Annotated in this window: 12 protein-coding genes; 3 read left to right on the plus strand and 9 right to left on the minus strand. The window is 63.5% G+C overall.

Going from position 1 to position 15,722, the window contains the following annotated elements; all coding sequences use genetic code 11:
* Positions 1-10: 10 nt before the first annotated feature.
* Entirely contained in the window at positions 11-907 is an 897-nt protein-coding gene (locus tag EP376_RS17955; RefSeq protein WP_127657007.1) for a fatty acid desaturase, read from the minus strand.
* Between the two features lie 117 nt (positions 908-1,024).
* Here EP376_RS17955 and EP376_RS17960 point away from each other — a divergent pair, with 117 nt between their 5' ends.
* The gene (locus EP376_RS17960) at positions 1,025-1,882 is read left to right on the plus strand and encodes a helix-turn-helix domain-containing protein (RefSeq protein WP_127657008.1); all 858 of its coding nucleotides are present in this window, start codon (positions 1,025-1,027) and stop codon (positions 1,880-1,882) included.
* On the opposite strand, the gene EP376_RS17965 is transcribed toward EP376_RS17960, so the two are convergent.
* The 7 genes from EP376_RS17965 to EP376_RS17995 all read right to left on the minus strand — a co-directional run bounded on the left by EP376_RS17965 (position 1,879) and on the right by EP376_RS17995 (position 11,176).
* The gene (locus tag EP376_RS17965) at positions 1,879-3,336 is read right to left on the minus strand and encodes a carnitine 3-dehydrogenase (protein ID WP_127657009.1); all 1,458 of its coding nucleotides are present in this window, start codon (positions 3,334-3,336) and stop codon (positions 1,879-1,881) included. The two genes, EP376_RS17960 and EP376_RS17965, sit on opposite strands and share 4 nt — an antisense overlap.
* Positions 3,337-3,347: 11 nt before the next feature.
* Positions 3,348-3,923, minus strand: a complete 576-nt coding sequence (locus tag EP376_RS17970; protein ID WP_127657010.1) for a lipocalin family protein — start codon at positions 3,921-3,923, stop codon at positions 3,348-3,350.
* 21 nt (positions 3,924-3,944) lie between these two features.
* On the minus strand, positions 3,945-4,856 hold the full coding sequence (gene bcoG / locus EP376_RS17975; protein ID WP_127657011.1) for a 3-dehydrocarnitine:acetyl-CoA trimethylamine transferase BcoG: 912 nt from the start codon (positions 4,854-4,856) through the stop codon (positions 3,945-3,947).
* Positions 4,857-5,183: 327 nt separating this feature from the next.
* Positions 5,184-6,764, minus strand: coding sequence for a M10 family metallopeptidase C-terminal domain-containing protein (locus EP376_RS17980; protein ID WP_127657012.1), 1,581 nt, complete (start codon positions 6,762-6,764; stop codon positions 5,184-5,186).
* 239 nt (positions 6,765-7,003) lie between these two features.
* Entirely contained in the window at positions 7,004-8,050 is a 1,047-nt protein-coding gene (locus EP376_RS17985; protein ID WP_127657013.1) for an aldo/keto reductase, read from the minus strand.
* A 60-nt stretch (positions 8,051-8,110) separates the two neighbouring features.
* Positions 8,111-9,541 carry an autotransporter outer membrane beta-barrel domain-containing protein gene (locus EP376_RS17990; RefSeq protein ID WP_127657014.1) on the minus strand — a complete coding sequence of 477 codons (1,431 nt, stop codon included), beginning with the start codon at positions 9,539-9,541 and terminating at the stop codon, positions 8,111-8,113.
* Between the two features lie 90 nt (positions 9,542-9,631).
* A complete protein-coding gene (locus EP376_RS17995; RefSeq protein ID WP_127657015.1) occupies positions 9,632-11,176 on the minus strand; it encodes a calcium-binding protein in 1,545 nt (514 codons plus the stop codon).
* Between the two features lie 187 nt (positions 11,177-11,363).
* Between EP376_RS17995 and metG the strand changes: the two genes are divergently transcribed.
* Both metG and EP376_RS18005 read left to right on the plus strand, forming a co-directional pair.
* Entirely contained in the window at positions 11,364-13,076 is a 1,713-nt protein-coding gene (gene metG, locus EP376_RS18000; protein WP_127657016.1) for a methionine--tRNA ligase, read from the plus strand.
* Positions 13,077-13,232: 156 nt separating this feature from the next.
* Complete coding sequence (locus tag EP376_RS18005; protein ID WP_127657017.1) at positions 13,233-14,240, plus strand: hypothetical protein; 1,008 nt, start codon at positions 13,233-13,235, stop codon at positions 14,238-14,240.
* 6 nt (positions 14,241-14,246) lie between these two features.
* Here EP376_RS18005 and EP376_RS18010 read toward each other — a convergent pair whose 3' ends face one another.
* On the minus strand, positions 14,247-15,719 hold the full coding sequence (locus EP376_RS18010; RefSeq protein ID WP_127657018.1) for an SPOR domain-containing protein: 1,473 nt from the start codon (positions 15,717-15,719) through the stop codon (positions 14,247-14,249).
* Positions 15,720-15,722: the final 3 nt, after the last annotated feature.

The raw sequence follows: 15,722 nt of genomic DNA on the forward strand, positions 1-15,722 counted from the left end.
TCCAGCCCGCTCAGTCCGGCCGAGCTGGCCAGAGCGGATGGGCGACCGGATCCTTCGCGCGGAGCAGATAGCGCGCAAAGACATCCCGGTAGGAACGAAACAGGTATCCGCCGTTGCGCGATAGATAGGTCTCGCGCCGCGCAGAATAGAGCGCGGGAAGCTCGTACCATGGCACGGTCGGATGCATGTGGTGCACGAAATGCAGATTGTTGTTCAGAAACAAAAGCGAAAGCGGCCCCCGATCCTCCACCACGGCCGTCCGCCCCGGAACCAGCGCATGCGCCTGATGTTCCAGAAACGTGCGTATCTTGATCAGCCCGAGCCCAAGCCACAGCGCCGCCAGATAGGCCCAACCCGAGATCGGCGCCACCCCGACCAGCCACACGACCGCAAGAGCCGAGGGCAAATGGGGGAGCCAGCCGCGCAAGACCCGGCTGTCGCCCGCCCGGATCGCCCTCAGGTCCGAGGTCAGAAAGGCGACCGTTCCCAGAACCGGGCCAAGAACGATACGCCCCAGAAGCGTGTTGTTGAGGCGCAGGATCACCCGCGCCCCCCCAGGCAGCCGAGCCCAGACCGAAGGGTCGAGGTAATTGGATTCCGGATCGTCATAGGGATCGGTCAGCCGCGCATCATAGTGATGATCGAGATGGGTGTCGCGAAACCGGCCAAAGGGAACGATCACCGTCAGCGCCGGCCAGACCAGAGCCTCGTTCAGCCACCGCCACCGGGTCGGATGGCCATGGATCACCTCGTGGGTCAGCGAGGAATGGAGCGCGATCGACACCGCGGCAAGCCCGATCCGCACGATCACGGGCACAGGCGCAAACAGCGCGGCAAGCCAGATCAGATAGCACAGGCCGATCATCGCCAGCGTCGGCCATTCGACCTGACGCACAGGATTAGGCATCCCATCCCCTTGACGTTGTTGAATTTTATGAATTGACCTCAGCATAGGTCCAACCTGCAGGCAGAGCCATTCCGAGACTTATTAACAACTCCAAACAATGGTGATAATTTCCATCAGATGATGATAAATATCGACAAACGTGACCGGGCCCGCATATTTCGGGAGCGCCTCGTTCAGGCGATGGAGAGCAGCGGCACCAACCGAAGCGCGCTGGCCCGCGCCGCCGGGGTCGATCGCTCCACGATCAGCCAGCTTCTGGGCGACGACGGTGCCCGGCTGCCGAACGCGCAGCTTGTCGCCGCCTTTGCCGCCACGCTGGGCGTATCGGCAGACTGGCTTCTCGGGCTGACCGACAGGCCGGAACAGGCCGCCCAGCTGGTGGCCGATGCGCTCACCATGACCGAGGCGCCCCGCGCGCTTGTCGATGAGCAGATCTTCGACTGGTATCAGGAGGCCGCCGGATACAAGATCCGGCATGTCCCCGCCCTGCTGCCGGACATGGTCAAGACCGAGGAGGTTCTGCGCTGGGAATACGAGCCATCCCTCGGCAAGACCATCGACCAGGCGATCGGAGCCAGTCAGGACAGGCTCGCGCTGATGCGGGCCGCCCGCTCAGACCACGAGATCGCCCTGCCGCTATACGAATTGGCCTCCTGCGCGGCTGGCACGGGGTATTATGCGGGCCTGTCGCGTGACGCGCGGCTGCGGCAGATCGATTTCATGGCCGATCTGCATGACCAGCTTTATCCCACCCTGCGGATATACCTCTTCGACGCACGAAGGCTGTTTTCGGCGCCGGTGACGGTCTTCGGCCCGCTGCTGGCCGTGATCTATCTGGGCAGCTCCTATCTTGCCTTCCGCGACGTGGAGCGGGTGCAGGCGATCAGCCAGCATTTCGACCGGTTGGTGCGCGAGGCCTATGTGCCGGCCCACGAATTGCCGGCCCACCTCGCGGACCTGCGCCGCGCGATCTAGCGCCGGCCGATTGCTGCCCCGGCACCGTCAGGGGTGGGCAGCGCCCCATGCGCCTCGGCCACGCGACCGAGCCGTTCGGCCACAACCGGCCCCGGCACGCTCGATTTGCGGGTCTTCAGGCTCACATGGATCAGCATATGCTCTCCGGTGGCGATAAGCCGCTCGCCCTCCCACATCCGGTGGAACAGGTGCATCCGCTTGCCCGCACCATCCAGACACTGGGTCTCCACCCGGATACGCTGGCCGGCCAGCGCCTCGTCCAGATGCCGGATATGGGTTTCGGCGGTAAAGTAGCTGCTGCCCGAGGCAATATAGCTTTCGTCGCAACCGACAATCGCCATGAACCGGTCGGTCGCGTCGCCAAAGACCTGAAGGTAACGCGCCTCGTTCATGTGCCCGTTGTAATCCGTCCAGTCGAGAGGCACCGCCCGCGCCACCGTCAGGACCGGAACGATGATATCCTCGATCTCCTCGATCCGTCGTGGTGGGCCGGGCATCCGGCGTTCCTGCGCATTCAGGATCGCGCCCGCCCCCCAATCCCGGGCCTTCAGCCCCCGCATCATGGTCACGAGGTTAGCGTCGCGGATCCGTTCAAGCTCGCGGATCGAATGCGCACCCGATTGTGCATCCGATTGATCGGCAATGGCGTCGATCAGGTCCTCGGTCAGCTCGGGAACGTCCATTAGCTTGGTCCAGGGCCAGGCAAGGCAGGGGCCGAACTGGGCGATGAAATGGCGCATTCCCGCCTCGCCGCCCGCGATGCGATAGGTCTCGAACAGGCCCATCTGGGCCCAGCGCAGGCCGAAACCATACCGGATCGCGTCGTCGATCTCCTCGGTCGTGGCGATGCCATCCTTGATCAGCCACAGCGCCTCGCGCCAGACGGCCTCGAGGAACCTGTCGGCGATATGGGCGTCGATTTCCTTGCGCAGATGCAACGGATGACAGCCGATCCCGGACAGGATCTCTTTCGCCCGTGCGATCGTGGCCGTGCTGTTTGCCTCGGTCGTGACCAGCTCGATCAGCGGCAGAAGGTAGACCGGGTTGAACGGATGGGTCACGACGATCTGGCCGGGCGCGCTTGCGCAGCCCTGAAGCTCGGACGGTTTGAACCCCGAGGTGGAGGAGCCGAGGATCGCATCCTGCCCCATGTGGGCCTGCGCGGTCTGATAGACCTTGCGCTTCAGTTCGAGCCGTTCGGGCACGCTTTCCTGCACCCAGGCTGCGCCCTCGACCGCCTCGGAGATCGTCGCGTGAAAACTCAGCCGTCCCTCTTGGGGCATCGGGCCATCGGTCAGACCGGGAAGGCTGGCGCGGGCGTTGGCGATCACCTCGCCCACTTTGCGTTCTGCCTCCGGGTCAGGGTCGAAGACGCGCACGTCCCACCCCATCAGAAGAAACCTGGCCGCCCAGCCGCCGCCGATCACGCCGCCGCCAAGGATGGCCGCTCGCATGGCGGCGCCGGTCACTGGCCCACCGGAAGGTTGACGTCCTGCGGCACCATTTCCAGCTGGTTCAGATCATAGCCGTTGAAATCCAGAACCTCGCGCGCGGCGGCAAGCCTGTCGGCGCTGATCGTCGGATCGCGGTTCAGGATCCAGCCCGACCGCCCATTGGGGGCACCCACCACGGCGGTACGATAGCCGTCATCGACCCACAGGACCCAATAATCGCCACGCACGAAGGGCACGTTGGCAAAGCTGACCTCGAGCCGCCCCGGCCCGACGATCTCGGCCTGTCCCTCGATCGCGGTGCGCACCGACCCGTCCGGGGTGCGGCAGGTGTTCAGCACCGAGATCAGCCCCGGCTCGATCAGGTCGTATTCGGCGGTGACGCCCACGCAGCCCGCCTCGAACGGGACCGGGAACCGCGCGATTTCATACCACAGGCCAAGGTAGCGCTCGGTATCCAGATCGGCCTTCGATCCGATCGGAACGCTGGTGTCGCGATAGGATTGGAGAAAGCTGATCGTGGGAGTGCCCTCGGGTGTCTGACCACAGGCGGTCAGCGCCAGAAGACCTGCAAGAATGACGGGGCGCATGATATGTCCTTTCATGACGGGTCAGCTGACCGGCGGGCGTTTGACAAGGCCAAGCGTCTCGCGCACCTCTGCGGGGCCGATGACGCGGGCACCCATGGCCTCGATGATCGTCCTTGCGCGGGCGACAAGCTGTTCGTTCGTGGCAAGCTGGCCCTTGCCCAGCCAGAGGTTGTCTTCCAGTCCGACGCGCACATTGCCGCCCGCCAGAACCGCGGCAGCCACATAGGCCATCTGGTTGCGGCCCAGCGAAAAGGCCGAGAATGTCCAGTCGTCCGGCACGTTGTTGACCATCGCCATGAAGGTGTTCAGGTCATCCGGCGCGCCCCAGGGCACACCCATGCACAGCTGAACCAGCGCGGGCGCATCGAGAACGCCCTCCTTCACCAGTTCTTTCGCAAACCACAGATGACCTGTGTCAAAGGCCTCGATCTCGGGCTTCACGCCCATCTCGGTCATCATGGCGCCCATGGCGCGCAGCATGCCCGGCGTATTGGTCATGACATAATCGGCCTCGGCGAAATTCATCGTTCCGCAATCGAGGGTGCAAATCTCGGGCCGGCATTCGGCGACATGCGCCACGCGTTCCGTCGCCCCGGCCATGTCGGTGCCCTTGGTGGTCGGCAAGGGCTGCTCGACATCGCCGAAGACCATGTCGCCGCCCATCCCCGCCGTCAGGTTCAGAACCACGTCGATATCGGCGTCGCGGATCCGGTCCGTCACCTCGCGAAACATTGCCCGGTCGCGCGAGGGCGCGCCGGTTTCGGGGTCGCGGACATGGCAATGCACGATCGCTGCCCCCGCCCGGGCCGCGGCAATCGCGCTGTCGGCAATCTCCTTGGGTGAACGCGGCACATGGGGCGATCGGTCCTGCGTCCCGCCGGAGCCGGTCACGGCACAGGTGATGAACACATCCCGGTTCATTGTCAGCGGCATGTCGGGCTCCCTCTTGTTCCCGGGCGACGTTGCGGCGAAGCGCAGGGCACATCAACCCGGAAATTGGCGAAACGACTGATGGAACTGCCGAGGGCGGACTGTCAGATTGACGATAACCCACGGCCAAGGCGCATAGGCTGGGCGCCTTTACCCGCCGCGCATGGACTGCGGTTTCCCGGAACTTTCGATCATCGAACCTTTCCCCTGGACACCTGCCAGACTGCCCGCGCTATCACGAGCCATGTCGCGTGCGCGGCGCCGCTCGTTTGTCCCGGAACCTCGGTGTCGACGGCCCCCGGGGGCAGAAGACGCTTGCCGCGTCTCGGGCTAAAGCCCGAAATCGGCCCGCGACATGTCGAGCGCGCCATAGACGACGATCTCCAAGTCGGACAGCCCATCGCCATTGACGTCGAAGTTCACGATGGACAGGACGCCGCCCACGTTCGTCGTCCGCAATTCCGCGCCACCCGACCCGGTGAAGGCACCCGTGCCCAGGAATGCGATGCTGGTCTCGATGGAATAGAGGTCGATGATGTCCTCGCCCTGTTCGAAATCGAGGATACTGTCAGCCTCGCCCGCCGCGCTATCGCTGATCGCGGTGAACAGGAACACGTCAGCCCCCTCCTCTCCCAGAAGGAAGTCGATATCGTCGCCGCCGGTGATCACGTCGGCCCCGCCGCCGCCAAGAAGGATATCGATCCCCGAGCCACCGTTGACCTGGTCAGTGAATTGACCGCCCTGGACATAGTCGGCGCCGCCTTTCGTCGACACAGCGCCTGTAATCAGACCTTCCCCGGTGGTCACCACGATGTCCTGTCCGTCGCCGAGAGCCATGGCCCCCGATATCTGACCGGTGTTGACGATCAGAGTGGCGAACGTCGACCCTGCAGCGATAGCGATCGCATCTAATCCCCTTGCAGAGACGATCTCGCCCGAATTGGTCAGTTGGAAACTGTTCCCGGCAAGATCCTCAAGGAAGATCCCCGAGAAAGATGCAGAAATCAGGCCGGAATTCTGCACGATCAGGTTTGCCCCTGCTGAAACGATCCCAAAACCAGAGACGGACACGATCTCACCCGAGTTCTGCACGCTGTCAGACCTGTTGGAAGAAAGTAGTTCCAACGCGGCGTAGGATCCAGAACCTGACATCGAAATCCGACCTGAATTGACAAGGTCCAGATCGCCCAGCGAATGAAAAAGCGTACTATCGGATATCGATAGCAGATCACCGCTGTTATCGAGGGAGAGGTCTCCCGAAATATGATGTATTGCGCTCTCCCAACCCTCGATAAGACCGGAATTGGAAATATCGAATTGAGCATTTTCATCATCGCCACTGATCTGGATCCCGAAATACCCCGAGGCTATCATCCCGGTATTCGTGATCTGTGCCTGACCAATAGTAACGAGCGACACCCCGCGGGAGATCGAGGCGGAAGATAAATCATAATCCGAATTGGCCACAATCGTGCCAGTGTTGCGCAAGACGAATTCATCGCCGTCGATGCTGAGCCCGGAACTCGTCCCCTCGATCAGGCCTTCATTCGTAACGGAGGACCGCTCCCCTTGCAGCCAGATGCCCTGATCACCGGAACTGACGATCCCCGAGGCAGAAACGACGACCTCGCTTTCACTCGATGCGCCATTACCGAAGACGCCAGAGGAAAAGGCCTGGCTCGCGACGATGCCCGCGACGATGAGAGTGCTGTTGTCGAACCCATCGAAATCGAAGGCGTTGCCGCCGGAATTGGTGACGGCCGTGTTGATCTCGACCACAGAAAGCGAGTCATCCGAAGGCGCAGCCGCCCCCGTTGTCGTGTCGGTCAGAATGACTGAAGTCATGAAATGCAAACTCGCGAGCAATACGTGATGACGACAAACGTGTCCCGATGATCCGGTCTTTGTCAAGGAGGCCCTGCCCGGACCCTAATGCATGCCAGACAACGGCAAACCTTCCTCCGGAGAGGTCATGGAATGCCGCCTCTTCACCCCGGTTATCCCCACGGGGCGCAGACAGCCTTGTGGTCGTTTCATTGCGCGCGCGGACCGGAACCGTTGATCGGTCAGGCGCTTGTGATCCTCACGCCCTCCCCCTGACGGGACGGCGGGCGGGGCGTCGGCGCAAGCCGCGCGTCGCCCGGCCGGCCTCAATAGGGCATCGGGTGGGCCTTGTGGGTCTCCACGATGTCGGACAGCACCTCGTCGGACAGGGTTACATCCTTGCCCTCGAGGATATGTTCCAGCTGCGTGACGTTCGTCGCCCCGAAGATCGGGCAGACCGGAAACGGCCGCGTCGTCTGCCATGCCATCGCCATGTGAACCGGCGACAGGCCGTGCCTTTCGGCAAGATCGACATAGGCCCGTGCCGTCCCCTCCGACCGCGCCGTGACCCGCCCGCCCATTTCCGGAACCAGCGACCGGCGCGATCCCTCGGGCACCGTGCCGTCCAGATACTTGCCGGTCAGGATCCCGGCCGCCAGCGGCGAGAACGACAGCAACAGGACATCCTCGTTCACCGCCATTTCGGCCATGTCGGTGTCATAAAGCCGGCACATCAGCGAATATTCATTCTGCACACTGACGAGCCTTGGCCCGCCCGTGGCCTCGGCCCGGTCGATCCAGCGTGTCGTGCCCCAGCAGGTTTCATTCGACATTCCGAAGGCGCGAATCTTGCCCTCTGCCACCAGATCCTTGAGCACGCCCAGAATCGAGTCCATGTGATCGAGCGTCTCCTGACGGCTCTGGCCGGCGGGATCGTAGGTCCAGTTCTGGCGGAACATGTAGCTGCCGCGCACCGGCCAGTGCAGCTGGTAGAGGTCGATCACGTCGCGCCGCAGGCGCCGCAGCGAATCCTCGACCGCGCCGCGCAGGTTCTCGGTCGTGTATCCCTTGCCATTCTCGCGCAGACCCATGCCGTTTGGGCCAACAGCCTTTGTCGCCACCTTGATCTCCGCGCCGCGGCCTGTCTTTTCGATCCAGTTGCCGATCACCGTTTCCGAGTTGCCGGCCGTCTCGGGCCGGACGGGATTGACCGGATACATCTCGGCTGTGTCGAGAAAATCGATCCCGGCATCGAGAGACATCTCGATCTGGCGGTGGGCATCGGCCTCTGGCGTCTGTCCCGCAAATGTCATCGTGCCGAGGCACCATTCGGACACGGTAAACCCGGCCCGTCCGAGGGGGATCTGTTTCATGCTGACCTCTTTTCGCTTGTTCGGCGCGAGGTTAGCGAGTGTCAGGCCAAGGGCAAGACGTCAAAGCCCGAAATCGGCCAGCGTCATGTCGACCACGCCATAGACCAGGATTTCCAGTTCGGCTGTCCCGTCTCCGTTCACGTCGAGTTGGGCGAGCGTGACCGCGCCGCCGATGTCCTTCGTGGCGATCTCGGCGCCACCGGTTGCCGAGAACCCGGCCTCACCGACAAAGGCGATGCCGCTTGCGATGGCGTAGAAATCGATGATGTCGGCACCCTGTTCGAAATCCAGGATGGACGTGATCTCTCCCCCCGGCGGACTCACACTGGAATCGAGGAAATAGAACGTATCCGCGCCCGCCTGTCCCAGAAGAAACTTCGTTCCGCCGCGATTGACAGTGATCTCGTCGTCCCCGGCACCGCCAAGTATGATGTCGATACCGCCGCCCGTGGTGAGCGCGTCATCGCCATTTCCGCCAGTGATGTAGTCATTGTCGGCCCCGCCATCGATCGTCTCTGAGGATGTGCCGCCGAGGATCGTATCGTTTCCGTTCCCGCCCTCGACCACACCGGCAATCACGCCCTGCCCCGCATTCACGACGACATCGTCCCCGCTGCCAAGAACGACGTCACCGAGAATATCGCCGGTGTTGGTAAGCCCGACGCTCGTTGCCTCGTCGGCACCGATGGCAATTCCGCTGCCCGAACTGATCGTGCCGCTGTTTGCGATGGACATCTCGCCCGAGGTAATCGTCGTGATCGCGGCATTGGATGTGGCGGAAATGGTCCCGGCATTGACCACCAGCAGGTCCGCATTGTCGGACGCCACAGCGTGTGTGCCCCCGGAAATCGTTCCGGTATTGTCCACGCTCATGTCTCCGGATGTCACGATGGCAAGCGCGACAGCATCGCTCGAAATCACCCCATCCGCCAGATTCTGCACCAGAAAGGACCCGCTGAAGAGAGAGACAGCCGCGTTCAGCCCCGAAATCGATCCGGAATTCACCAAGCTGCCACTGACAGTTGCCCTCACACCAACGGAAAATGCCGAAATCTGGCCCGTGTTCTCGAGGTACAAAGAGCTTTGTGCATTGATCCCATCCCCGCCGGAAATGATCCCCGAATTACGGATGAACAGATCGACGCCCGATGACTGCACAGCCACATTGTCGGCATGGATCTCGCCGGCATTCTGCAGCAGCGTGCCGTTGGAATCGATCTGAAGACCGTTCTGCGTGCTGATGATGCGCCCGCTGTCCGAGATGATCATGCCAATTCCCGATGAGGCCGCATCGACCTCCATCGCCGGATCGAACCCGGACCCGGACATCAGCGCCGTGCCGTCGATCACGATCGTCGAGTTATCGTTGTCGACGAAGGTATATAACGTCGATGTGGCCGAAAACTGACTTCCTTCGGTGAGCTGGATCACGTCGTTGTCAAGATCGATCTGGCTCGTGGTCGTCGGATTGCCCAATGTGACCAACGCCATGGCGTCCTCCCCATCAAAAAAATCACTTGAAGTCGTGCTCCGCCGTGGCCCAATGGCCCGAAGGATCAAAAATAGATCTGTCTTATGCCCCTATAGTCCGAAATCTCCACGATCCATGTCAAGCGCGCCGTAGACGATGATCTGCATGTCGGCGACGCCGTTCCCGTTCACGTCGAAATCGACGATCGACAGGACCCCGCCCACATTCGTCGTGCGCAATTCCGCACCGCCGGACCCGGTGAACGCGCCGGTGCCGAGGAATGCGATGCTGGTCTCGATGGAATAGAGGTCGATGATGTCCGCGCCCTGTTCGAAATCGAGGATGCTGTCTGCCTCGCCCGCCGCGCTGTCGGAGATTGCCGTGAAGAGAAACACATCCGCGCCCTCTTCGCCCAAAAGGAAGTCGAACCCCTCGCCCCCGGTGATCGTGTCGGCGCCGGTGCCACCGAGGACGATGTCGATCCCGTCACCGCCCGCAAGATCGTCAACACCGCCGCCACCTGTGATGAAATCGTCATCTACCCCGCCGTCGATCACGTCGGCGCCCGCTCCTCCGGTGATGACGTCGTTGCCGGCACCTGTTTCGACCGGGCCGGAGATGACCCCGGACCCGACGGTCAGGACGGTATCGTTGCCCGCACCCGTGGTCACCTCTCCGAGGATCTGGCCCGAATTGATCAGCAGGTTGTCCCCGGAATTCAGAGTCACATCGCCCACGATACTTCCGGAATTGTCGACCCGATCCGCCTCGTCTCCACCAATCACCGCACCGAAATCCTGCCCGGTTATCTGGTCCGAGTTGGCAAGATTGAGCGTGGTATCGCTATCCACTTCGACACCCGAATTCCCGCCGGAGATCACGCCGGTATTGCTCACATCCAGAGTGCCCGAAACGGCATAGACGGCGCGATCCAGCGCCAGGATCTCCCCGGAATTCACCAGTGTCAGTTCCGTTTCGGAGCTGGACCCGTTGCCAAAGTACACACCGCGAATATCCCCCTGGATCAACCCGGAATTCACCAGCTCTCCGATGCCGACATTGAATGACACACCCTGGTTCGCGGCCAGGATTTCGCCGGTATTGTAGACCTCGGCGAGGACCCCTTGAATGTCCATCCCGTAGTTGGTCGCCGATAGGACGCCGCTGTTGTTGATCCGGGTATCATCCCCATCCACCCGGATCGCTACAGATCCGGAAATCTCCCCCGAATTCGTCAGTTCAACGTTGTTGCTGTCGATATCGACCGCAAATGACGTGGCACCAAAGGCGGTCAGGACACCGTAATTCTCGACCCGAGCATTCACGCCAGTCACCGAGATCGCCTCACCCAGCGACGAGATCGTGCCGTTGTTGACAACCGAACCATCCGCGCTGCCCAAGGTGATCCCGAATGTCGCGCCATAGATCGTTCCTGACGCGGAAATGATCGTCTGGTTGCGCGCGGCGTTCATGTCGACCCCGATGCCCGTATCAGAGGCCAAGGTGCCCTCGACGAGCAAGACGACATCTTCGAATGCGTTCAATTCGACCGCGTCGCCCGTATTTCCGACGACGACGTTGGACTCGACGATGTAGATCGTGTCGGCAGAGGTCGCTGAAAAGCCAGAGACCGTTTCGGAAACAAGCGTGACCATCTCAATTCCTCAACATAATGGAGCGGGGCATCGCCCGGAAAAAATATGGAGAAGAGTTCGGGAGATCGCAGGGACATGTCAAGGCAGGTTATCCGGCAAGGCCAAGAGGTGATGACCCTGCCTCTGGCCCTTTGCGCGGCGGGCGGCTAAGCAGGCGACGAATGCAACCCGACACGGTCTGGACGCCATGGCACGCCATCTCATCACCTCCGCGATACCCTATATCAACGGGATCAAGCATCTCGGAAATCTTGTCGGCTCTCAGTTGCCGGCCGACCTCTATGCCCGCTACCTGCGGACACGGGGTCACGAGGTGCTGTTCCTGTGCGCCACCGACGAGCATGGCACACCGGCCGAGATCGCGGCCAAGAAGGCCGGCAAACCGGTGGCTGAATATTGCGCCGAAATGCATGAGGTTCAGGCAAAGCTGGCCGAGGGGTTCCGACTGTCCTTCGATCATTTCGGAAGGTCCTCTTCACCGCAGAACCACGCGCTGACCCAGCATTTCGCGGCGCGGCTGGACGACGAGGGGTTGATCCGCGAAGTGTCGGAAACGCAGATGTATTCGCCCACCGACGGCCGGTTTCTGCCCGACCGCTATATCGAGGGCACCTGCCCCAATTGCGGCTTTGACAGCGCGCGCGGCGATCAATGCGACAATTGCACCAAGCAGCTCGACCCCGCCGACCTGATCAACCCGCATTCGACGATTTCGGGCGCCACCGATCTGGAGATGCGCGAGACGAAACACCTCTACCTGCGCCAGTCCGCGATGAAGGATCGGCTGGAGGAATGGATCGACACCCGCGAAGGCTGGCCCGTGCTGACGACCTCGATCGCCAAGAAATGGCTGGGTGACGGCGACGGACTGCAAGACCGGGGCATCACCCGCGATCTGGATTGGGGTGTGCCCGTGATGAAGGACGGCGCGCCCTGGCCCGGCATGGAGGGCAAGGTCTTCTATGTCTGGTTCGACGCGCCCATCGAATACATCGCCTGCGGTGCGGAATGGGTCGAGGCCGGCAAGGGCGACGACTGGGAACGCTGGTGGCGGACAGACAAGGGTGCCGACGACGTCACCTATACCCAGTTCATGGGCAAGGATAACGTGCCCTTCCATACACTGAGCTTCCCGGCCACGATCCTCGGCTCGAACGAGCCGTGGAAGCTGGTGGATTACATCAAGTCGTTCAACTACCTGAACTATGACGGCGGCCAGTTCTCGACCTCGCGCGGACGCGGCGTATTCATGGATCAGGCGCTGGAAATCCTGCCCGCCGATTACTGGCGGTGGTGGCTTCTGTCCCGCGCGCCCGAGACATCGGACAGCGAATTCACATGGGAAGCGTTCCAGACCGACGTGAACAAGGACCTCGCCGATGTGCTGGGCAATTTCGTCAGCCGCATCACGAAGTTCTGCCGCTCGAAATTCGGCGAGGCGGTGCCCGAGGGCGGCGCGCCCGGCGATCGGGAAGCGGCCCTGGTCGAGGAGATCACCCGTCGCACCGCGGCCTATGCCGGCCACATGGACCGGATCGAGATCCGCCGTGCCGCCGCGGAGTTGCGGGCGATCTGGGCTGCGGGCAACGAATATCTTCAGGCAGCAGCGCCCTGGACCACGTTCAAGACCGATCCGGAGAGCGCAGCCGCGCAGGTCCGGCTGGGCCTCAACCTGATCGCGCTTTACGCGCGTCTCTCCGCGCCCTTCATACCCGATGCGGCCGCAGCGATGCTGGCCGCCATGAACGCGCCCGATACGGATTGGCCGGACGATGTGCCCGCGGCCCTTGCCGCATTGCCAGCCGGCCATGCCTTCACGGTTCCGGACAACCTCTTCACCAAGATCACCGACGACCAGCGCGCCGAATGGGCCGAACGGTTCGCCGGGGTTCGGGACTGATCCTCTGGCAGGTCGGCCCTTGCGTCTATTTGCGCTGTCATCCGCCCGGCTGACGGCGCCATCGAGGCGTCGATCCAGCACCAAGGGACATCTACCGTTCGTCAGGATTTGCCTGTAGAGTCGCGCGCAACGGAGGCAGAGCAGGCCCCAACAGGCATGACAGCACTGAAGGAATACGCGCGGCTGGAAAGCACCGGCCTCTGGCGGCCGGGGCCGGAAGATCAGCGCCGTGAGGTCGCCCTGTCGTTCGGCGAGGCGACGCTTGTGATCTCGGATATGGCGGGTCGACCGATCACCCATTGGTCCCTGCCCGCGATCCGCCGGCTCAACGGCGTCAACCTTCCCGCGCTCTATTCCCCCGACCCCGACGGCGAAGAAACCATCGAATTGTCCGACGACCTGATGATCGAGGCGATCGACACCATCAGGCAGGCGGTGGAACAGTCGAAACCGCGCCCGGGCCGTCTGCGGCAGATCACGCTTTGGGCGGGCTTTGCGGCCTGCATCGGCCTTGGTATTTTCTGGCTGCCTGGCGCGTTGACGCGCCAGACGCTGAGTGTCGTCCCCCCCGCCAAGCGGGCCGAGATCGGCGCGACGCTTCTGGGCCATATCCAGCGCGAAACCGGCGCCTCCTGCCGCGATCCACTGGGAACAAGCGCGCTTGGCCGCCTCAAGACACGCGTCCTGGGCCGTGACGCGCCGGGGCAGATCCTTGTTCTGCCGGGAGAGCTTGCCGGGCCGGTCTATTTGCCGGGCGGCATCATCCTCCTGTCACGCGAAATGGTCGAACGGCCTGACGATCCGGCCTCTGTCGCGGGCCATGTGCTGGCTTCCGCACTCAGCCGCAGCGAGGCCGACCCGTTGGAGCCAATGCTGACGGAGGCGGGCTTTGCCACGACCTTCCGGCTCATGACGACCGGCAGCATACCGACCGAAGTGTTTCAGGCCCATGCCGCCCGGCTTCTGACGACGGCCGGCCCGCTGGCCGCGATGCCGGAGCTTCGATCCGGTTTCGAACAGGCCCGCATTCCGCCGGCCCCATGGCTGGCCGAGATGGGCAACCCCGAGGCCCTGAACGAGCTGGCGGCGGTTGACGTGGGGACAGTGCCGGAGATCCTGAACGACGGTGACTGGGTCAGCCTTCAGAACATCTGCCGTCGCTGATGCCCTCTATCGCCGGGTGAAGGCGTCTCCGTAGCCCGCCGAGCGCGCCGCATTCAGCGCCGCACCCAAGGCCGATGCATCGGCGAACGGCCCGGCGGCCACGACCCGAAGCGCCTGCCCGTTCCGGGTGATATTGGCAAAGCCCACCGGCAGTCCCAGCGCCCGAAGACGTGCGGCCGCGCGGTCGGCGTTGGCGGGGTCGCCATAGGTGCCCACCTGAACATAGCGATGCGCAGTTGCCTGCGGCGCGTTGCGGGTCGAGACGCGAGGCTCCGGGGCGGCGACCTGCGGGGCGGCCGTTGCCGTCAGGCCCCGCTGCGGGTTGACGCGCCCGTCGTCCCAGCTGCGCTGGTATCCTTCGACCGGACGCGCGGGCGTCGCCGCTCTGACCGGGTTCGAGGCCGGGATCTGCCCAGAGACCGCCGGACCGGCTGGTGCACGGGCCACCGAATGCGAAGGCGCGATAACGGCAGAGCTATAGCCCGAAGGCGATTGCGCCTGCGGGCCACACCGCACGTCCGGCCGGGACGCACCCGCGAGGATCGGGTTCGAACAGGGCCGGCTGCCTGCCGATGCAACCACCGGAGCCGCAGCGACCGGTGCGGCAATCGTCGGTGCGATGATGCCCGGCGGGACAGGCGCCCCGGGAAGAGCGGGACCGGACGGCAGGGCAGGCCCCGCGATCACCGTCGGCGCGGAGGGGCAGGAAATTGGCTCGCCGGTTGACGCATCCACAAATCGGGTGCCGTCAGCCGAACTGCGCGCACAGATCTGCGACAGGGTCAGGCGCAGCACGCCGTCATCCGCGGACGGACGGGGGATCGAAATCGGCGCAGGTGCAGAGGCAATCACCGGCGGCTCCGCCGGCCCGCAATCGATGGGTGCCCCGGTCCGCGCGTTGATGAACCGCGGCTGAAGTCCGGTGCGACCATCGCAGGCCTCGGCCAGCGTGATGGTTTGCACCTCCGGCTCTTCGGCCCGGGGCGCTGCCGCGGGTGCCGATACCGGCGCAGGCGCAGCGGCAGCTCCACCAAGGTTTGGCGGCGTTACGATGGAGGCCACCGTCTCGATCGGGCCACCGAAGATCGGATTGCGCGGCGCGGCCGGGCGCGGGGCCTGAACCGGAGCCGGCGCCTCGGCCACCTGGGGCCGGGCGGCTGGCGCGGCGACCGGTTCCGGAACCGGTTCGGCAGCCGCCGATTCCACATCGGCCATCATCGGCTCGGGGTCGGGCTGGGGGGCGGCGAATGTCGGCTGGAAGCCGCAAAGCGGCACGCGCGCCCGCGACATGCGGGGCACCCAGTTGGTCACACCGGAAATGCCTGCCCGGATGAAGGCACAGCCGTTGCTGTCGACGAACTGGTTTCCGGTGTAGTCGGCGGGCGGAAAATCCGCCGGAATTGCGCCGGATTGTGCCGCCGCAAAGCCCGGCGCGAATGTTGCAAGGCTCAGAACAACTGCACCTACGAATCGTGACATGAC

The organism is Alexandriicola marinus, assembly GCF_004000435.1.
GTDB classification, from domain to species: Bacteria; Pseudomonadota; Alphaproteobacteria; order Rhodobacterales; family Rhodobacteraceae; genus Alexandriicola; species Alexandriicola marinus.